Here is an 18,780-nt window from a genome sequence, read left to right on the forward strand (position 1 = left end):
GAAATCTTTTCACCCTTTCACCGGGCTTATGGCGCTCGGCCTGCTGCTGCTCTCGCTTGCGCCGGCCTCAGCACAGCTTTTCGAGACCAAGGCCGCGCAGGCCTTCATGATCGATGCCGAAACCGGAACCGTGCTGTTTTCCAAGGACGCCGACAGGTTGATCCCGCCGGCCTCGCTGGCCAAGCTGATGACGATGGAAGTGGTTTTCGACGCCATCAAATCAGGGCGCATGACGCTCGATGACACCTTCGTGGTGAGCGAGAACGCCTGGCGCAAAGGCGGCGCTCCTTCGGGGACATCGACCATGTTCGCCAAGCTCAAGTCGACGATCCGGCTGGAAGACCTGATCCAGGGCGTGACCGTGCAGGCGGCCAATGACGGCTGTATCGTCATCGCTGAAGGGATGGCCGGGTCCGAAGCAAACTTCGCAGCGCAGATGACCGGGCGTGCCCGCCAGATCGGCTTGCAGAAATCGACTTTCGTCAATTCCACCGGTCTGCCGGCCGATGGGCAGCAAACGAGCGTTCGCGAACTCGCGCTTCTGGCGCTGCATATCTGGCGCAACTACCCGGATCTCTACCGGTATTACGGCCAGAAGGATTTTACCTGGAACAAGATTTCCCAGAGGAACCGCAATCCGCTACTGGCCATGGAGATAGGCGCCGACGGGCTCGCGGTCGGTGCCAGCGAGCAATCCGGGTTCGGCATTGTCGGCTCGGTCAGCCACAACGGCACAAGGGTGATCGCGGCGATGAGCGGCCTGGCAAACGACCGTGAGCGTGCTGAGGAAGCGCGAAAGCTGCTCGACTGGGGCGTTCGCTCCTTCGAGAAGACTGAAGTATTCGCCAAGGACGAAGTGGTTGGCGAAGCCCAGGTCTTTGGCGGCGCCAAGTCCGGTGTCGCATTAAAGGCAAAAGGACCGGTGCAGATCTTCCTGCCGATCACCAACCGCGACAAGCTCACCGCCAGGATCGTCTATGACGGACCGGTGGCAGCGCCGGTGGAGGAGGGGCAGCCGGTGGGTACGCTGCGCGTCTGGATCGGCGATACGCTGAGCCAGGAGACGCCGCTGTTTGCCGCCGAGTCGATCGGTGTCGGTTCGCTGCCGCAGCGCGCGCTCGATGCCGCCAAGGAACTGGCCGTCGGCTGGCTGCGTTAGCACCGTCGCGGTGGACCTTTTTTCCCGCCGGGACTATACGGTCCCCGAAGTATGGACAAAGGCTTTGGCGCGCGGATTTTTCATCACTTTTGAAGGCGGCGAAGGAGCAGGCAAGTCGACGCAGATCGAGCGGCTGGCAAAGAAGATGCGCGCCAAGAAATACGATGTGCTGGTGACACGTGAGCCGGGTGGCTCGCCGGGCGCGGAGGCGGTCAGGCATGTCCTGCTTTCAGGCGCAGCCGAGCCGTTCGGCCCCAAGATGGANTGGCTCGCCGGGCGCGGAGGCGGTCAGGCATGTCCTGCTTTCAGGCGCAGCCGAGCCGTTCGGCCCCAAGATGGAAGCGCTGCTTTTCGCCGCTGCGCGTTCCGACCATGTCGAACAGGTCATCCGGCCGGCAGTCGAGCGCGGTTCGGTCGTGCTTTGCGATCGTTTCATGGATTCCTCGCGCGTCTACCAGGGCGTCACCGGCGGCCTCGATCCGGCATTCATGGACGCATTGGAGAAGGTCGCCATCAACGGCATGGTGCCGGACATGACACTGATCTTCGACATCGACCCCGCCGAGGGCCTGAGGCGCGCTACCGCCCGGCGGGGCAGCAGTGACGGACCGGACCGCTTCGAGAAAGAAACATTGGCCATCCACCAACGCCGGCGCGAGGCGTTTCTCGCGATCGCCTCAGCTGAACCCGAACGCTGCGTTGTCGTCGATGCCTCAGCCGACCTAGATGCGGTGGAGGATGTCGTTACCGCCGCGGTCTTCGCGGCTCTCGAGAGGATGATGCCGGCGCAAAGAAGGCAGGCGGCGCCAGCATGATTTTCGAACGCATCGCGCCCGAACAGCACGATACGCTGGACGGGGTGCCCGAGCCATCCGAGACGCCGCGTCTTGTCGGTCACCTGCAGGCGGCCAACATGCTCGCCACCGCTTACCGCTCGGGAAAGCTGCCGCACGCACTGATCTTTGCCGGACCGGTTGGCATCGGCAAGGCGACGCTGGCCTTTCACCTGGCGCATCATCTGTTGAAGCACCCGGCCTTCGAGCAGGCGCCGGAAAGCCTTGCCGTTCCAGATCCGGCTTCGTCGCTGTTTCGACAGATCGCCACCGGCGCGCATCCTTCGGTGCTGCATCTTACACGCCCGGCGAACGACAAGACCAAGAGCTTCAAGACAGTGGTCACGGTCGACGAAATCCGCAAGGTCAGCCGTTTTCTGTCGCTGACCTCGCACGACGGCAGCTACCGGGTGGTTATCGTCGATCCCGCCGACGACATGAACACCAATGCTGCCAATGCCTTGCTGAAGAATCTTGAAGAGCCACCCGCGCGCACCTTGTTCATCCTCATCGTCCATGCGCCGGGCAGTCTGCTGCCGACGATCCGGTCGCGCTGCCAGATGGTGCGGTTGGCGCCGCTCGATGCCGAGAGCTTGATGACGGTTCTGGAAGGCATCGAGCCGCCGCCACCGGAGGATCCTGGCGCGCGCGCGGCGCTGGCGGAGCGGGCAGGGGGCAGCGCGCGCAATGCGATCCTGTTGACGCAGTATGGAGGGCTCGAAATCGCCGCCACCCTCGACGCCCTGGTGATGTCCAAGAAGATAGATGTCGGAGGCGCCTACCGTCTTGCCGAGGCGGTCGCCGGCCGCGACCAGGCGATCCCGTTCGAGATATTCAATCGCCGCGCGCTTGATCTGCTGTCGGCCGGCGCCAGCCAGGCCGCGCTCGCCGGCGATCTCGCGCGGGCCAAAACGCTGTCGGATACTTGGCACGAGGCTTTGAACGCTATATCTGAAACCGAGACCTACAATCTCGACAAAAAGCAGCACGCCCTGACCATGATCGACCGCCTGAATTCTGCAATGCGAATGTGACGGCCGCTGGCGTGGCTTTGAAGCCCCTGAGTATTGATCCCAATCAATCGCAGGAACTTCGAAGCCACCACATTGGCGTCGGATGGCAATTGCCGTTTCGATGCGATATCTCACCGCGACATCTTTCATTCAGACATTCATGACGGCTCATCCATGGCACGCGAAAAATACTACGTCACGACGGCTATTTCCTATCCGAACGGCAAACCGCATATCGGCCATGCCTACGAGTTGATTGCCACCGACGCGCTGGCCCGCTTCCAGCGGCTCGACGGTAAGGACGTGCTCTTTCTCACCGGCACCGACGAGCACGGCATAAAGATGCTGCAGACGGCGAAGAGAGAAGGTATTTCAGCGCGCGAGCTGGCAGACCGCAACTCGGCCGATTTCGAGCGCATGGCCGTCGCGCTCGATGCCTCCAACGACGATTTCATCCGCACCACGGAAAAGCGGCACTACAAGGCCTCGCAGGCGATCTGGAAGGCGATGGCCGCCAATGGCGACGTCTATAAGGGCGGCTATGCCGGCTGGTACTCGGTGCGTGACGAAGCCTATTACGGCGAAGAAGAGACCGAGGTGCGTGCCGACAATGTCCGCTATGGGCCGCAGGGGACGCCGGTCGAATGGGTCGAGGAAGAGAGCTACTTCTTCCGGCTGTCGGCTTATCAGGACAGGCTCCTTGCACTTTACGAAAACCAGCCCGATTTCGTCGGTCCTGCCGAGAGGCGCAATGAGGTGATGAGCTTCGTCAGGTCCGGCCTGAAGGACCTATCGATCTCGCGCACCACGTTCGACTGGGGCATCCCGGTGCCGGGCGACGAGAAGCATGTGATGTATGTCTGGGTCGACGCCTTGACCAACTACATCACCGCCGCCGGCTATCCGGATCCGGCCAATGAGAGATGGTCGTTCTGGCCGGCAAACGCGCACGTCATCGGCAAGGACATCGTCCGCTTCCACGCGGTCTACTGGCCGGCTTTCCTGATGTCGGCTGGCATCGAATTGCCGAAGCGCGTGTTCGCGCATGGTTTTTTGTTCAACCGCGGCGAGAAAATGTCGAAGTCGGTCGGCAACGTCATCGACCCGTTCGCGATGATCGAGCACTACGGCCTCGACCAGGTGCGCTATTTCTTGCTGCGCGAAGTGCCGTTCGGCCAGGACGGCAGCTACAGCCATGATGCGATCGTCAACCGCACCAATGCCGACCTTGCCAATGGCCTCGGCAACCTGGCGCAGCGCTCGCTGAAGATGGTCGCCAAGAACTGCAGCGGCGCGGTGCCAAAGCGCGGCGAACTGACCGAAGCCGACAGCGCCATCCTCGACCAAGCGGTGGGGGCACTCGCCGTCGCGCGAAAGGCGATGGCGGATCAGGGCATCCATTTGGCGCTGGCGGCGATCTTCGGAGTGGTGGCCGAAGCTGACCGCTATTTCGCCTCTCAGCAACCCTGGGCGCTAAGCAAAAGCGATCCAGAGCGTATGAAGACAGTTCTGTGGACGACGATCGAAGTCGTCCGGCGCGTGACGCTGCTCTGCCAGCCCTTTGTTCCGGGGTCGGCTGCTAAGCTGCTCGACCTGCTGGCGGTGCCGGCAGACAACCGTGACTTTGCGCATGTCCACGCCGACTATGCGCTGGTGCCCGGCACGGCATTGCCCGCGCCGGAGGCGGTCTTTCCGCGTTACGAAAAGCAGGACGCGAACGCCTGATGCTGGTCGACAGTCACTGCCACCTCGACTTTCCGGATTTCGCCGAAGAGCGGACAGCCATTGTCGCCCGCGCCCTAGCGGCCGGCATCGGCCGAATGGTGACGATCTCGACGAGGGTGAAGCGATTTAACCAAGTGCTTGAGATTGCAGAGACTTTCGATGAGGTCTATTGCTCGGTCGGCACCCATCCGCATAATGCGGCCGAAGAGCTTGATGTCACTGTCGATGATCTGGTGCGGCTCTCTGCTCATCGCAAAGTGGTGGCGATTGGCGAGGCCGGACTCGACTATTTCTACGATCATGCGCCGCGCGACGCACAGGCGCAGGGCTTTCGCACCCACATCGCCGCGGCGCGCGTGTCCGGTCTGCCGCTGGTCATCCATTCGCGCGACGCCGACGACGACATGGCTGATATCCTCGAAGAAGAAACGGGGAAGGGCGCCTTCCCCTTCATCCTGCACTGTTTTTCGTCGGGGCGCCGGCTGGCCGAGATCGGCGTGGCGCTCGGCGGCTACGTCTCGTTTTCCGGCATCCTGACCTTCAAGAACTCCGCCGAGCTGCGCGCCGTCGCCGCCGATGTGCCGCGCGACCGTCTGCTGGTCGAAACCGACGCGCCATACCTTGCGCCGATCCCGTTTCGCGGCAAGCGTAATGAGCCTGCCTATGTCGCGCATACAGCCAAGGTGCTGGCCGAGACGATCGGCTTCAGCGAGGCCGAGATCGCTAATATCACCACGGATAATTTCTTCCGGCTGTTCAGGAAAATGCCGCGCCCGAGCGCGCCGGGCGCCTGACGCATGAGCGACCGGTTACGTCTTACCGTCCTCGGCTGCGGCTCATCGCCGGGCACGCCACGCATCACCGGCGACTGGGGCAATTGTGATCCCGCGAACCCCCGGAACCGGCGCACGCGCACCGCAGCGCTCGTCGAGCGGATCGCGGCGAGTGGCGCCCGGACCACGGTCGTCATCGACACCGGCCCGGATTTCCGCGAGCAGATGCTGCTGGCATCGGTCAAGCGCATCGATGCGGTGGTCTATACACATCCGCATGCCGACCATATCCACGGCATCGACGATTTGCGCGGCTTCGTGCTCGAGCAGCGCCACCGGATCGACATCCATGCGGATCAGGCTACCATGCTGCGCCTACGCGAGGCGTTCCGCTACTGTTTCGAAACACCGAAAGGCAGTTCGTATCCGCCGATCGTCAACGCCCATATCATCGACCACCACAGGCCGGTGGTGATCGCAGGCGAGGGCGGCGCCCTCACCCTCGAACCGCTGCTGCAGCTCCATGGCGACATCACCTCGCTGGGTTTCCGCATCGGCGGGCTGGCCTATTGCCCTGACGTCAGCGACTTTCCGGAGGCGACCGCCAAGCGTTTGCGCGGGCTGGACATGCTGGTCATCGACGCGCTGCAATACACCGTCCATCCGAGCCATCTGTCGCTTGGCCAGGCGCTTGGCTGGATCGAAAGACTGGCGCCGAAGAACGCGGTGCTGACGCATATGCATGTGCCACTCGACTACGCTACGGTAATGGCCGAGACGCCGGCCAACGTCGAGCCTGCTTATGACGGCATGACGATCGAAATCCCTTACGAATCAGCGTGAAAGACTAAGTTTTTACGGCCTGGGTTCCCGAGTTGGATCTCGCGAGGTGCTATCTTCACGTCACATCCAATCGGCCAAGCTAGTTCCATAATCTATCTTATGCGACTACGCCTATAGCATCCGTTGGCGGCGAGATCGGGCGGTCACTCTTAGACATTCGCGACAGCGCTGTGGGGCAACGGGCATGCTAGGGTTGCGAATCATGAACACACTCCCACTGCTTGCAAGTCTTGCCCTCACCCTCGCCTGCGCGCTCACTGGCGCGCGAGCGCAGGACTTTGATCGTGCGCCAGGCGAGGACGACCTGGCTTTCGCCAAACGTGTTGTTGGGTTCGCCGACAATGCTGATCCGCACACCACAGCCGTGAGCTGGAACGGCCTCCAGACACTCTTCGTCGATTACCAGACTACTGAGGAATATCCGGAACGCCCACTCGTCGCGCTACAACGGCTAGCTGACAACAGATATCGCGCAATCCAGGTCACGATCGGTGAACAAGAGGGCGACACACCGGACATAGCGCTCGGCCTCGCCAACGCCGACCACGACCCGGCAAAGGAACTGATCGTGATACTTTCCTGGGCTCAGATGCACTACGATGTCGAAGGGACGCTCTACGAAGTTCGCATCTTCGATGGCCCCAAGCCAGGCCAGAAGGCGCTGACTCAATTGAAAGCGAGCCGGAAGTTCGATACCACATGCGACTGCCATTGGCGCGACGGCGCAACGAAGCACTTCCGCTTCAAGACGATCGCGGCGGTCAAGGCTGAACTGAAGCGCCTGGGCTATTAGCCGCCGGCGGACGATCGCGGCGGTCAAGGCTGAACTGAAGCGCCTGGGCTATTAGCCGCCGGCGAGGGCTCGCTTCCCGGATGTTGCCCTCGCCACCTCGCCGATGCTGACCCGCAATCGTCACCAGCGCCAGCACAGGCACAGGCTGGGTCGCTCGTCAGAACTCCATATCACCGAAGTCACCGCCATTATCGGAGCTGGAATCGCCTGCCTGATCGGCTTCGTCCGGCTGCGGCGTCGGCTGTTCAGCTGCCTTCGCTTCGCTGCCGCCAAGCACGCCGGCGATCGCGTTGCCGAGCAGCACGCCGCCCGCCACGCCCATCGCGGTCTGCGCGGCGTCGGCAAGAAAACCGCCGCCTGCCCGTTGTGGCGTGTCCTGCGGCCCTTCAGTTGCAACGGAGGCGGTGCGCCCTACCCGCGGAACCGAGCCTGAGCGCCTGCCGCCGCTGCGGCCGAAGAAGCCGCTGAGCGGTCCACCGCCGGCCGGCTGCCGCGCCTGCTCCTCCAGTTCTTCTATGCGCGCCTGAGCTGCGTTCAGGGCCTGCTCCTGCACCACGATCGTCTGGGCCATGTAATATGGCGCCCCAGGCTGCTGGGTGATCTGGTCCTGGATGAAGCGCTCTGCTTCGGCATCGCGCGGCGGCGCCTGGCGCTCGGCGCTTGCCAACTTCTCGAAGAGCTGTCCGATCGCTTGCTGATCGTTTCTGTCCAGGATGTCCAACTCCGGTCTTGGTTCAACGCCGGCTATTCGCGCTCGCCGGTGAAGTTCAACAGCAGTTGGAAGATGTTGATGAAGTTCAGATAGAGCGAGAATGCCCCGAAGACAGCGAGTTTCTGCTGTGATTCCGCGCCGAAGTTTTCCGCATACTGCTCCTTGATCGTCTGGGTATCCCAGGCGGTGAGGCCGATGAAGACGGCGATGCCGATCACAGAGATCGCGAATTGGAGCGCGGTCGAGCCCAGGAAGATATTGACGATGCTGGCGATCACCACGCCGATCAGGCCCATGATCAGGAACGACGAAAACTGCGTCAGGTCGCGTTTGGTCGTGTACCCGTAAAGGCTGGTCGCGCCGAACATGGTGGCGGCGATGAAGAAGGTGCGTGCGATGCTGGTGCCGGTAAAGACCAGGAACACGGAAGCCAGCGACAGGCCCATGACCGCGCAGAATGCCCAGAACATCGCCTGGGCGCCGCCTGCCGACATCGCCTGCATCCGAAACGAGAACAAGAGCACAAAGGCCAGCGGGGCCAGCATCACCACCCATTTCAGCGGTGTGGAGAAGATCGGCACGTAAAGAGCGGGCGTGGAAGCCACCACGAACGCGATCACGCCCGTAACGACGAGGCCAAGGCCCATATAGTTATAGACGCGCAGCATGTGCCGGCGCAGGCCTTCATCGTAGACGGCTCCGGCTCGGGCTCCGGCCCCGATATATCCGAGATTGTTCATGTGGTTCTCCTTCTTGCAGGTCGATCAGTAAAGCGTTTTGGCGAGGGCTTCGGCCGTGCGATCGAGACCGCCGACATCGCTGCGTCCGACGACCGCGTAGGCGACCTCGCCGATCTGGAAATAAGCCGAGGAAACTTCGCCCGAGGGAACGACGGTCGGCTTGACGACGTCGAATGTTCCGGGCCTGATCGCGAACAACGAGACCAGCCCCATCTCTTTCGTCTCGACAGCCATCTCGACGCTCGGTCCGAATTGCGATGGATAGATCTGCACGTCACGGACCGTCCAGTCCGCTGGCAGCGATGGCATCACGATCGCCGTCGCGGCGCGGATTTCGTCGGCATTGTAGCCGGGTGCTTCGGGTTGCGACGACATCGCCTCGCGCACGAGCGTCGTGCGGTGCGCCCGGACCGCGTCCTCCACATAGGCCGGCGGATGGGTCGAAGCGACGACTTCCGTCACCGATATCGGTCCGATGAGCCCGTTCGCAAGCCAGCCGGCAGCGACGAAGACAGCGACTGCCGCAACTCGCTGCAAAGCACCAAGGACGCGGCCGCGCGCCAATCCCCGCTCCAGCCGTCGTGCAGCATCGGCCGTCGCGGGCCGCGCCATGCCTTTCGATCCGGCAAGCGCCACGCGCAATTCGTCACGCATCCGTAAGTCGGACATCACCCGCGCGGCCGCGTCCGGGCGGGCCGAAAGGAACGCCTCGACCTCGATGCGACGAGCCACGTCCAGCTGATCGTCGACATAGGCGTCGAGATCGGCGCCGGTTACGGGATCGCGCAGTTGGTTCATGATCCACCTCCGACGATCTTCAGATGGCCTTTCGCGCGTGCCGGCACCGCGTCCTCCATCTCGCGCAGGGCCGCACGCGCCCTGCCGATGCGCGACATCAGCGTGCCAAGCGGCACGCCACTCACCTCAGCGGCCTGGCTGTAGCTAAGCCCCTCGATGGCGACGAGATGCAACGCCGAACGCTGCTCCTCCGGCAATTCGAAAAACGCTTCGCGCACCTGCGCCAGACGGACCGAATGTTCCTGCGGAGCCTGGACATTCGCCTCGGCGAGATAGCCGGCCTGTTCGATGCGCATTGCTTCGGATTTGCGGGACCGCAGACCGTCGATGAATGCATTATGGACGATCGACAGCAGCCATACGCGAAGATTTCCGCCGGAGCGGAAGCTGCCGCGTCGCTCATAGGCACGCACCAGCGCATCATGCAGCAGATCCTCTGCATCGGCGCTGTCGCGCGTCAGCGAGCGTGCATAGCGGCGCAGCGAACCGAGCTGTCCCAGAATATCGAAGCGTGGCATCGGCCGTTTCATGTCCTGTTTACGGAGCAGGTCGGGATGTTAATCCCGCTCTCCCCGAAATTTTCTTACGGCTCGCCGCGTTCTCGTCCTGGGAGATATCGGGCCCGCTCTCGCCCGCCAGATAGTATTGGCCGCCCTCGAGGCAAACCGGCGCCGAGTTGGCGCATATGAAACTGCTGGCAAAGTACGGCCGGTTTGCGTATCACTCCGCCGCCAACGGAACCTTATCGATGTTCGAAAATCTCCAGCCCGCGCCTGCCGACAAGATCCTGGCCTTGATCGGTCTCTATCGCGCCGACCCGCGTCCCGACAAGGTCGATCTTGGGGTCGGCGTTTATAGGGATCGCGACGGCAAGACGCCGGTGATGCGCGCGGTGCGCGAAGCCGAAAAGCGGCTGCTGCAGGGCCAGGATACCAAGACCTATCTCGGCCTTGCCGGCGATACTGCCTTCAACGCGGCGATGGCCAGGTTGGTGTTCGGCCCAGCCGCCGACATGACGCGCATTCGTGCGGCGCAGGCGCCAGGCGGCTCCGGCGCGCTGCGGCTGGTAGCAGAGCTGCTGAAAAGGACCCGCACCGACGCGATGGTCTGGCTATCGGATCCGACATGGCCGAACCACATGCCGGTGATGCGCGCCGCTGGCCTGCAGACACGCGAATATCCCTATTTCGACGCTGCTTCTGGTGCGGTTCGCTTCGACGACATGCTGAATGCATTGAGAACCGCGAATCCTGGCGACGTCGTATTGTTGCATGGCTGTTGCCATAACCCGACAGGCGCCAATCTAGACATCTCGCAATGGGCTGCCATTGCCGATCTTGTCGTTGAGCGCGGCCTGCTGCCCTTTGTCGACATCGCCTATCAGGGCTTTGGCGAGGGACTTGATGCGGATGCCGCCGGCTTGCGCCTTCTGGCGGCAAAAGTTCCGGAAATGGTCGTTGCCTCGAGCTGCTCGAAGAACTTTGCCGTCTATCGCGACCGAGTCGGTGCAGCGCTGATCATGGCGAAAGGTGGCGCGCAGGCGGATTTGGCGATGGGCCAGATGCTGTCGGCGGCGCGCGCCATGTATTCGATGCCGCCGGACCACGGCGCGGCGGCGGTGCGCATCGTGCTTGAAGACCCCGCATTGCGTGCCGACTGGGAAGCAGAGCTTGAAGAGATGCGGCTGCGCATGCTGCGGCTGCGCGTCCAGTTCGCCGAGGCGCTGCGGCGGCAGTCCAACTCCGACCGTTTCGATTTCGTCGCCAGCCATCGCGGCATGTTTTCCCGGCTTGGCCTGTCGGAAGCGCAAGTCGAGCGGCTGCGCGCCGAGCATGCCATCTACATGGTCGGCGACAGCCGCATCAACGTTGCCGGCCTGCCCGAAGACGGCATGGATGCGCTCGCCAAGGCGATAGTCTCCGTGCTCGACTGATACTTTTTGCTAGTTAGGATCTTTTCCGGAAACCGGCTTCCACTTTCGGATCATGGTCTGGCCGCCCATCTGTGGACAAGGCGCCCTCACCGGCTGAAGCCGTTGGCCGCACAGCCATGTACAGGATAGCGTTTCCCAGATGAAACCCTCGAAAGACATTTCCCGGCTGATCGAGATCATGGCAGCGCTGCGGGCGCCGGAAACCGGTTGCCCGTGGGATATCGAGCAGGACTTTTCGACAATCGCGCCATACACGATCGAGGAAGCCTACGAAGTGGCGGACGCCATTGCGCGCGGCGACCTCGACGATCTGCGGGATGAACTCGGCGATCTCCTGCTGCAAGTGGTCTACCACGCGCAAATGGCCGAGGAGGCCGGCGAATTTTCATTCGGCGATGTGGTCCAGGCCATCACCACAAAAATGATCCGCCGCCACCCCCATGTCTTCGGCGACAACAAGGCGCGCAGCGCCGGCATGGCCAAGGGCATGTGGGAAAAGATCAAGGCAGAGGAAAAGGCGGAGAAGCGCAGTGCGCGCCTCGCCCGTGGGCTCGACCCGGAAGACCATGGCAAGGGCTTTCTCGACAGTGTGCCGGTCGCCCTGCCCGCGCTGCCCCGGGCGCTCAAGCTGCAGGAAAAGGCCGCCCGCGTCGGCTTCGACTGGAGCGAGGCGGCGCCGATCCTCGACAAAATCGAGGAGGAGATCGGCGAACTACGCGAGGCGCTGGCCAAAGGCGACACTGCGCCGATCAAGGACGAGTTCGGCGACATGCTGTTTGCGGTCGTCAATCTCGGCCGGCACCTCAAAATTGATTCCGAAGCGGCACTCAGTGGCACCAACGAAAAATTCCGATCGCGCTTCCACTATGTCGAGCGGACGCTGCAAGCGTCGGGAAACAGCCTCGAAGAGGCGACGCTGGACGAGATGGAAGCGCTCTGGCAGCAGGCAAAAAGCGCGAAGTAAACGCCTCTACCCGTTGTTTTGACGGCGCAATCGGCTTTCGATCTCCTGCCGAGCGCTGTGTGTAGCCTTGAGCGCGACGGTCACGCTGCCATCCTCATTGTCGTCGCGCGAGACGATGTCGCCGTTGCGGTAAAGCCAGTCGACGACGCCGAGTTGGTCGGGCTTAAGTGTGACGGTGAACGTCTCCAGTTCGCCCGACATCATCGTCTCGATGATCGTCTTCAGCGCATCGATGCCCTCGCCGGTTACCGCCGATATGGCGATCGGCGGTGCCTTCTTGCCGTCAGCACCATCGGCAAGCAGCCGCGCCCGGTTGCCCTCGTCGAGCCGGTCGATCTTGTTCCATACTTCGATGACGCGCTTGCTATCGCGGGCATCGACGCCGAGATCGGCAAGGATGCGCTCGACATCTTCGGCCTGCGCGGCCGTATCGGGATCGGAGATGTCGCGCAGATGAATGACGAGGTCTGCCTCGACCACTTCCTCCAGCGTCGCCCTGAAGGCCGCGACCAGATGCGTTGGCAGGTCGGAAATGAAGCCGACCGTATCGGAAAGGATGATCGGCGTGCCGTGCGGCAGGCGCACGCGGCGCAGCGTCGGGTCGAGCGTGGCAAACAGCATGTCTTCGGCCAGCACCCCTGCTCCGGTCATCCGGTTGAACAGAGTCGACTTGCCGGCATTGGTGTAGCCGACGATCGCCACCACCGGAAATGGCACCTTCTTGCGCTTGGCGCGGTGCAGGTCGCGGGTGCGGCGCACAGTTTCGAGCTCGTGCTTCAGCTTGGTGATCTTGTCCTGCAGCACACGCCGATCCGACTCGATCTGGGTCTCGCCAGGGCCGCCGAGAAAGCCGGCGCCGCCACGCTGGCGCTCGAGGTGGGTCCAGCTCCGCACAAGGCGGCCTTTCTGGTAGTTGAGATGGGCAAGATCGACCTGCAGCGTGCCTTCCTTGGTGCGGGCGCGCTCGCCGAAAATCTCCAGGATCAGCCCGGTGCGGTCGAGCACCTTGGCGTTCAACTCTTTTTCGAGGTTGCGCTGCTGTACCGGGGTCAGCGGATGATCGACAATGACCACTTCCGCGTGGCCCTCTTTGACGATCTCAGCGAACTCCGCCACCTTGCCGCTGCCGAGCAAGGTCGCCGGGCGTGGATCGTTGACGGTCACCACCGCCGTGTGGACCAGGTCGAGGTCGATTGCGCTGGCGAGGCCGACGGCCTCGTCGCGACGAGCCTCGGCGGAACGGCTCAGGCGGGGGCGGTTGGTGTCGTCGTCGCCACGAGGCTGCCGGGTAAGCACCGGCACGATAACCACCGCCCGGGTCGGGCCGTTGGCCTCTGTCCCGGTCTGATGTGCTGGTTTTCCGCGAACGCTGCGGTCCGCGTCTTTCTCACGTGCCAATCAGGCGCCCTGGCTTTCCTCACCATCGAACATCTGAACCGGCTGGCTCGGCATGATCGTGGAAATAGCGTGCTTGTAGACAAGCTGGGAATGGCCGTCGCGACGCAGCAGAACGCAGAAATTGTCGAACGAAGTGACCACGCCGGTCAGCTTCACGCCGTTGATGAGAAAGATGGTGAGTGGATTTTTGCTCTTGCGAACTGAATTCAGGAACAGGTCCTGAAGATTTTGCGATCGTTCCGCCATTGTTCTTGTCTTTCGCCGATCCCCTTCGGTTTGCAGGCCAATGCGCCAAATTAGCCGGCACATGTCAAGCACGCAAACACCATCTTGCCGTCAGTAACGACAAGCAGAACGAGATATATTGATGTTCATTCCATCTGTGCGGTTATCAGGCTGGACTTTTTTCCGCAACGTCAAAAAAGGCCTGCCGTAATGAAACTGTTATCGAGCCCGGGTGGCCGTTGGCGACGGGAGCGCCATCGATCGCCACCACCGGCATGGCAATCGTGGTCGCGGAGCTGATGAAAACCTCGCGCGCGGCCTTGGCTTCGGCCACCGAAAAACCGCGCTCCTCGATCTTCAGGCCGAGCTTGGCGGCCACGTCGAACAGCGTCGTACGGGTGATGCCGCGCAGGATGCCGTGCTCGGCCGGCCGCGTCACCAGCACGCCATCCCCGGTGATGATCCAGGCGTTCGACGATCCACCTTCCTTGACGGTGCCGTCGACATCGACGAACCAGGCCTCCTGAGCGCCGGCTTCCTTGGCTTTCTGCTTGGCCAGCACGTTCGGCAGCAGGCCGACCGACTTGATATCGACCCGATCCCACCGGTTCTCCGGCACCGTGATAACCCGGATCCCGCTCTCGGCCCGCTTCGCGGCAGCTGCAGGATCGGCTTTTTTGGCAGTCACCACCAGCGACGGCTTCGTGTCCGCCGGCGGGAAGAAAAACTCGCGGCTGGCGACGCCGCGTGTCACCTGGACATAGACCAGGCCGTCGACGACATGGTTGCGGCGCACCACCTCGCGCATGACGAGCGGCAGCACGCCGCGCGTGATCGGCCAATCGATCGAGAGTTCGGCAAGTGAGCGGTTCAATCGGGCGAGATGGCGCGGCATGTCGACGATGAAGCCTCGTGCCACCTCGCAGACCTCGTAGACGCCGTCGGCGAATTGATAGCCACGGTCCTCGATATGCACGGAAGCTTCGGCGTGAGCGACGTAGCGCCCGTTCACATACGCAATGCGCGGCATGGCTAATCCCTGAAAGAAGTCCAGCTTTCTTATGCGATTCCAAGACCGCCGTAACCGATAATTGGGTGGGCCACGACTGGTTTGGCTGTCAGACGCCCAGCGACTTCAGCTTGCGGTGCAATGCAGAGCGTTCCATGCCGATAAACTCCGCCGTCTTCGAGATATTGCCGCCAAAACGGTTGATCTGGGCGATCAGATAGTCCTTCTCGAATTGTTCGCGCGCTTCCCGCAGCGGCAGCGCCATTATGTGCTGATCGGATTTGTTTGGAGTGCGCGGCATGACGTCGCCGATCTCGGCAGGCAGGAGATCGGCGGTGATCGGCGCATCGACATCGTCGCCGCGCGCCAGGATCATCAGCCGCTCGACATTGTTGCGCAACTGGCGAACGTTGCCCGGCCAGTTATGCGCCTGCAGCACCGCCAGCGCGTCGTCGCCGATGCGGCGCGGCTTTATGCCGGCCTGGCGAGCGATCTGCTTCATGAAATTGTCGACCAGATAAGGAATGTCCTCGCGACGCTCGGCCAGTCCCGGCACCATGACCGGAACCACGGCCAGGCGATGATAAAGGTCCTCACGGAAACGGCCGTCGGCGATCATGGCTTCCAGGTTCTGCGAGGTCGACGAGACGATGCGCACGTCGACCTTGACCCGCTTGGTGCCCCCTACCCGCTCGAACTGCTGTTCGACCAACACGCGCAGGATCTTGTTTTGCGTCTCGCGCGGCATGTCGGCCACTTCATCGATGTAGAGAATGCCGCGATGGGCTTCCTCCAGCGCGCCGACCTTGCGTTCGACGCCGTTCGATTCGGTGCCGAACAGCTCGATCTCCATACGCTCTGGGGTGATGTTGGCGGCGCTCAGCGTCACAAACGGTGCACTCTTGCGCGCCGACAGTGCGTGGATGGCGCGCGCCGCCAGTTCCTTGCCCGAGCCGGAGGGGCCGATAATCATGACGCGGCTGTTGGTCGGCGCGACGCGCTCGATGGTCTGGCGCAATTGGCTCATTGCCGATGACATGCCGATGAGGTCGAAAGTCTCGCCGCTGCGCAGCTTGAGATCCGAAACCTCGCGTCTCAATTTGGAGGTTTCGAGCGCCCGTTCGGCAATGAGGATCAGCCTGTCGGCCTTGAATGGCTTTTCGATGAAATCATAGGCGCCGCGGCGAATGGCCGAGACTGCCGTTTCGATATTGCCATGGCCCGAGATCATCACCACCGGCAGGTTCGGGTGCATCGTCTTGATCTCGTCCAGCAAGGCCAGGCCATCGAGCCGCGAGCCCTGCAGCCAGATGTCGAGGAAGACCAGCCTGGGTGCCCGGTCGGCGACCGCCGCCAGCGCGCTGTCGGCATCAAACGCCGTGCGTGTTTCGTGACCTTCGTCGCTCAGGATACCGGCGACGAGTTCGCGGATGTCTTCCTCGTCATCGACGATGAGAATATCAGACGCCATTTCCGACCTTTTCAGTTTCTTTTTCGTGTTCCGTCTTGCCCTCGCCGCGTATCGGAACGGTGGCGGCAACCGGCAGGATGATGCTGATCATTGCACCCCGCCCATCGTGGAAGTCCGCTGGTGCATCGTGCAATTCGAGTCGCCCGCCATGGTCCTCCACGATCTTCTTGACGATAGCGAGGCCAAGCCCGGTGCCTTTCTCGCGTGTCGTCATGTAAGGCTCGAGCAAGCGCTGCCGGTTTTCGCGCGGCAAGCCCCTGCCGTTGTCGATGACGTCGATTCGAATCGCGCCATTCTGACGCCCGGCTTGAATCCGGATTATGCCGTGCGGACGATCCTCTGCATCAAGTCCGTCGATGGCTTCGGCAGCATTCTTGATGACGTTGCCGAACGCCTGCGCCATCAGCCGGCTGTCGAACGTGCCTTTGAGTGGCTCATTGCCGAAGACGCGCTCGAAGGTGATGTCGGCGCGGCTCACTTCGACCAGGAACGAGGCCTCGCGCAACGAATCGCGCAGATCGATGGCCTTCATTTCCGGTTTCGGCATGCGGGCGAACGCCGAGAACTCGTCGACCATGCGGCCGATGTCCTCCACTTGCCGGATGATGGTGTCGGTGCATTGATCGAAAACCTCACGGTCCTCGGTGATGACCTTGCCATAACGGCGCTTGATGCGCTCGGCCGAAAGCTGGATCGGCGTCAACGGGTTCTTGATCTCGTGGGCGATGCGCCGCGCCACGTCGGCCCATGCAGAGGAACGCTGTGCCTGGACCAGATCGGTAATGTCGTCGACTGTCACGACGTAGGATTTATCCTCCGAACCGTCGTCGCCGGCTTCAATCGTGATCTGCACGTTGAAGGTCCGTTCGGTGCCGGCACGATAGAAGGTGACCTGTTCGCGATAGACCGGCTTGCCCGATTTGCGGCCGATCTCGAAGACGCGGCCGACATGCGGCAGCACGGCGGAAAGGTTCTGCCCAAGCGCTGCCGTGGCGGATATGGCCAGCATCGTTTCGGCCGAACGGTTGACGATGGTGACGATGCCATATGGATCGACCCCGATGACCCCGGCGGTGACGCCGGCAAGCACCGCCTCCGAAAAGCGCCGCCGCTCGTCGATCAAATCCTTGGCCGACAGGATCTCGTTGCGCTGCGATTTCAGCTCCATCAGCATCTTGTTGAAGGTGTCGCCGAGCGAGGCGACGTCACCGTCGGAGGGGCGGACAGGCACGGCTACGTCGAGATTGCCGGTAGCGACCTCATCGGCCGCGCCGATGAGCTGACGAATCGGCCGCACCAGGCGGTCGGCCACCGCAATGCCGGTCCAGATGGCGGACAGGATGATGATCAGCGTCAGCGACAGATAGGGAAGCGCGAAAGCCACTTGCGAGGTGCGGCGATTGTCTTCGAGACCGCGATATTCGGCGGTGTTGGATTTGACGATCTGCCGCGCCTTGATCACCTCGGGATCGACGAGGCGGATGGTGTAGAGATAGAGGCCGTCGATCTCGCGCAGCTTGACGATGGCACCCATGATGTTGCGGGTGCGCGGTTCTATCAGCACCGGCTTGCCGTCGGCAGCGCTTGCCACGGCGCCCTCAGGCGGCTCCGGCATGGCAAAGTCCGCGTCGGTCTTGGCGCTCATGACGAAGGAACCATCGGGCTTGATGAGTGCTGCGTGCGCCAGCGAGCGTCCCACCGCCTCCTTGTTCATGAGGTCGAGAAAACCGGTACGATCGAGGCCGTAGAGCGTGCGGGAAGCGTCGAGGTCGTAGGCCATCGACAACGTCGTGCCCTGAAGATTTCGCGCGTTTTCCTGAACATAGGCGTCGGCGATCGACAACGACGAATTGACGATCGTCTTGGTGCGGATCTCGAACCAGCGGTCGAGGCCGATGTCGAGCGTGATCGACGCGATGATCGCCACCATGATCGCGGGGATGGCGGCGACTAGCGCAAACATCGCCACTATGCGCACATGCAGGCGCGACGCAGCCTTGCCATGCCGTCGTGCCATCAGAATGCGATGCACCTCGCGGCCGACCAGCAAGATCAGAAACAGGACGAACGCCGCATTAAGCGCAATCAGCGCCAGCGTCGTCCTCGCGTCGGGCGTGATCGGCGTCGCGCCGACCAGAATGGCGAAGGAGATCGCCGCCGTCACCAGCGCACCGGCAACGGCGATCACGCCCGGCAGCGCGAGCAGCCGGCGACCGTCTCGCGCGCCCGTATTGCTGAAAAGCGATTTGCTCAGTGTCGGTGCGTGCAGGGCCATGTCGCCGTCTAGAGCCAGTAATTGCGTCGGATGTATGCAACGCATTGTGGCGATTATGCAACAAGTGTGGCCGAGACGGAAATCTTTCGGCAATCGATCCCCTGGAAAGCGCTCGT

The 18,780-nt window shown here is 62.4% G+C and carries 17 protein-coding genes and 1 pseudogene; 9 read left to right on the top strand and 9 right to left on the bottom strand.

Going from position 1 to position 18,780, the window contains the following annotated elements:
* The first annotated feature begins 28 nt into the window (after window positions 1-28).
* The 7 genes and pseudogenes from X773_RS45805 (at window position 29) to X773_RS45835 (ending at window position 7,139) form a co-directional block, all read left to right on the top strand.
* Window positions 29-1,159 (top strand): D-alanyl-D-alanine carboxypeptidase family protein, encoded by a 1,131-nt coding sequence (locus tag X773_RS45805; RefSeq protein ID WP_036238131.1) that lies wholly within the window; start codon window positions 29-31, stop codon window positions 1,157-1,159.
* A 64-nt stretch (window positions 1,160-1,223) separates the two neighbouring features.
* A pseudogene (tmk, locus tag X773_RS45810) lies at window positions 1,224-1,974 on the top strand (dTMP kinase).
* Window positions 1,971-3,026 carry a DNA polymerase III subunit delta' gene (locus X773_RS45815; protein ID WP_023675059.1) on the top strand — a complete coding sequence of 352 codons (1,056 nt, stop codon included), beginning with the start codon at window positions 1,971-1,973 and terminating at the stop codon, window positions 3,024-3,026. Before tmk ends, X773_RS45815 begins: the two are co-directional and overlap by 4 nt.
* Before the next feature lie 153 nt (window positions 3,027-3,179).
* Window positions 3,180-4,730 carry a methionine--tRNA ligase gene (gene metG, locus X773_RS45820; RefSeq protein WP_023675060.1) on the top strand — a complete coding sequence of 517 codons (1,551 nt, stop codon included), beginning with the start codon at window positions 3,180-3,182 and terminating at the stop codon, window positions 4,728-4,730.
* Window positions 4,730-5,524: a TatD family hydrolase gene (locus tag X773_RS45825; protein ID WP_023675061.1), complete on the top strand. Its 795-nt coding sequence runs from the start codon at window positions 4,730-4,732 to the stop codon at window positions 5,522-5,524. The genes metG and X773_RS45825 overlap by 1 nt, the downstream gene beginning before the upstream one ends.
* A gap of 3 nt (window positions 5,525-5,527) precedes the next feature.
* Window positions 5,528-6,346 carry an MBL fold metallo-hydrolase gene (locus X773_RS45830; RefSeq protein WP_023675062.1) on the top strand — a complete coding sequence of 273 codons (819 nt, stop codon included), beginning with the start codon at window positions 5,528-5,530 and terminating at the stop codon, window positions 6,344-6,346.
* 202 nt (window positions 6,347-6,548) lie between these two features.
* On the top strand, window positions 6,549-7,139 hold the full coding sequence (locus X773_RS45835; RefSeq protein WP_023675063.1) for a hypothetical protein: 591 nt from the start codon (window positions 6,549-6,551) through the stop codon (window positions 7,137-7,139).
* Window positions 7,140-7,296: 157 nt separating this feature from the next.
* On the opposite strand, the gene X773_RS45840 is transcribed toward X773_RS45835, so the two are convergent.
* Genes X773_RS45840 through X773_RS45855 form a run of 4 tightly spaced genes read right to left on the bottom strand, consistent with a single transcriptional unit; the run spans window position 7,297 to window position 9,907 of the window.
* Window positions 7,297-7,860 (bottom strand): DUF2076 domain-containing protein, encoded by a 564-nt coding sequence (locus X773_RS45840; protein ID WP_245274627.1) that lies wholly within the window; start codon window positions 7,858-7,860, stop codon window positions 7,297-7,299.
* A 23-nt stretch (window positions 7,861-7,883) separates the two neighbouring features.
* Complete coding sequence (locus X773_RS45845) at window positions 7,884-8,591, bottom strand: Bax inhibitor-1/YccA family protein (protein ID WP_023675065.1); 708 nt, start codon at window positions 8,589-8,591, stop codon at window positions 7,884-7,886.
* Window positions 8,592-8,615: 24 nt separating this feature from the next.
* Window positions 8,616-9,389 carry an anti-sigma factor gene (locus X773_RS45850; RefSeq protein ID WP_023675066.1) on the bottom strand — a complete coding sequence of 258 codons (774 nt, stop codon included), beginning with the start codon at window positions 9,387-9,389 and terminating at the stop codon, window positions 8,616-8,618.
* The gene (locus X773_RS45855; RefSeq protein ID WP_198023532.1) at window positions 9,386-9,907 is read right to left on the bottom strand and encodes a sigma-70 family RNA polymerase sigma factor; all 522 of its coding nucleotides are present in this window, start codon (window positions 9,905-9,907) and stop codon (window positions 9,386-9,388) included. Before X773_RS45855 ends, X773_RS45850 begins: the two co-directional genes overlap by 4 nt.
* A gap of 230 nt (window positions 9,908-10,137) precedes the next feature.
* Here X773_RS45855 and X773_RS45860 point away from each other — a divergent pair, with 230 nt between their 5' ends.
* Window positions 10,138-11,322: an amino acid aminotransferase gene (locus tag X773_RS45860; protein WP_023675068.1), complete on the top strand. Its 1,185-nt coding sequence runs from the start codon at window positions 10,138-10,140 to the stop codon at window positions 11,320-11,322.
* 139 nt (window positions 11,323-11,461) lie between these two features.
* Complete coding sequence (gene mazG / locus X773_RS45865; protein ID WP_023675069.1) at window positions 11,462-12,286, top strand: nucleoside triphosphate pyrophosphohydrolase; 825 nt, start codon at window positions 11,462-11,464, stop codon at window positions 12,284-12,286.
* Between the two features lie 6 nt (window positions 12,287-12,292).
* Here mazG and hflX read toward each other — a convergent pair whose 3' ends face one another.
* The 5 genes from hflX to X773_RS45890 all read right to left on the bottom strand — a co-directional run bounded on the left by hflX (window position 12,293) and on the right by X773_RS45890 (window position 18,664).
* A complete protein-coding gene (gene hflX / locus X773_RS45870) occupies window positions 12,293-13,684 on the bottom strand; it encodes a GTPase HflX (protein WP_023675070.1) in 1,392 nt (463 codons plus the stop codon).
* Window positions 13,685-13,930 carry an RNA chaperone Hfq gene (gene hfq, locus X773_RS45875; RefSeq protein WP_006202172.1) on the bottom strand — a complete coding sequence of 82 codons (246 nt, stop codon included), beginning with the start codon at window positions 13,928-13,930 and terminating at the stop codon, window positions 13,685-13,687.
* Between the two features lie 145 nt (window positions 13,931-14,075).
* Entirely contained in the window at window positions 14,076-14,939 is an 864-nt protein-coding gene (locus X773_RS45880) for a D-amino-acid transaminase (RefSeq protein WP_023675071.1), read from the bottom strand.
* 88 nt (window positions 14,940-15,027) lie between these two features.
* Window positions 15,028-16,389, bottom strand: a complete 1,362-nt coding sequence (locus tag X773_RS45885) for a sigma-54 dependent transcriptional regulator (protein ID WP_023675072.1) — start codon at window positions 16,387-16,389, stop codon at window positions 15,028-15,030.
* Window positions 16,379-18,664, bottom strand: coding sequence for a PAS domain-containing sensor histidine kinase (locus tag X773_RS45890; protein ID WP_023675073.1), 2,286 nt, complete (start codon window positions 18,662-18,664; stop codon window positions 16,379-16,381). The genes X773_RS45885 and X773_RS45890 overlap by 11 nt, the downstream gene beginning before the upstream one ends.
* Window positions 18,665-18,780 lie beyond the last annotated feature (116 nt).

It is taken from the genome of Mesorhizobium sp. LSJC280B00 (assembly GCF_000502835.1).
Lineage (GTDB): Bacteria > Pseudomonadota > Alphaproteobacteria > Rhizobiales > Rhizobiaceae > Mesorhizobium.

Coding starts and splice junctions, on each gene's coding strand:
- X773_RS45805 (WP_036238131.1), top strand. CDS start 29: ATGGCGCTCGGCCTGCTGCTGCTCTCGCTTGCGCCGGCCTCAGCACAG.
- X773_RS45815 (WP_023675059.1), top strand. CDS start 1,971: ATGATTTTCGAACGCATCGCGCCCGAACAGCACGATACGCTGGACGGG.
- metG (WP_023675060.1), top strand. CDS start 3,180: ATGGCACGCGAAAAATACTACGTCACGACGGCTATTTCCTATCCGAAC.
- X773_RS45825 (WP_023675061.1), top strand. CDS start 4,730: ATGCTGGTCGACAGTCACTGCCACCTCGACTTTCCGGATTTCGCCGAA.
- X773_RS45830 (WP_023675062.1), top strand. CDS start 5,528: ATGAGCGACCGGTTACGTCTTACCGTCCTCGGCTGCGGCTCATCGCCG.
- X773_RS45835 (WP_023675063.1), top strand. CDS start 6,549: ATGAACACACTCCCACTGCTTGCAAGTCTTGCCCTCACCCTCGCCTGC.
- X773_RS45845 (WP_023675065.1), bottom strand. CDS start 8,591: ATGAACAATCTCGGATATATCGGGGCCGGAGCCCGAGCCGGAGCCGTC.
- X773_RS45850 (WP_023675066.1), bottom strand. CDS start 9,389: ATGAACCAACTGCGCGATCCCGTAACCGGCGCCGATCTCGACGCCTAT.
- X773_RS45855 (WP_198023532.1), bottom strand. CDS start 9,907: ATGCCACGCTTCGATATTCTGGGACAGCTCGGTTCGCTGCGCCGCTAT.
- X773_RS45860 (WP_023675068.1), top strand. CDS start 10,138: ATGTTCGAAAATCTCCAGCCCGCGCCTGCCGACAAGATCCTGGCCTTG.
- mazG (WP_023675069.1), top strand. CDS start 11,462: ATGAAACCCTCGAAAGACATTTCCCGGCTGATCGAGATCATGGCAGCG.
- hfq (WP_006202172.1), bottom strand. CDS start 13,930: ATGGCGGAACGATCGCAAAATCTTCAGGACCTGTTCCTGAATTCAGTT.
- X773_RS45880 (WP_023675071.1), bottom strand. CDS start 14,939: ATGCCGCGCATTGCGTATGTGAACGGGCGCTACGTCGCTCACGCCGAA.
- X773_RS45885 (WP_023675072.1), bottom strand. CDS start 16,389: ATGGCGTCTGATATTCTCATCGTCGATGACGAGGAAGACATCCGCGAA.
- X773_RS45890 (WP_023675073.1), bottom strand. CDS start 18,664: ATGGCCCTGCACGCACCGACACTGAGCAAATCGCTTTTCAGCAATACG.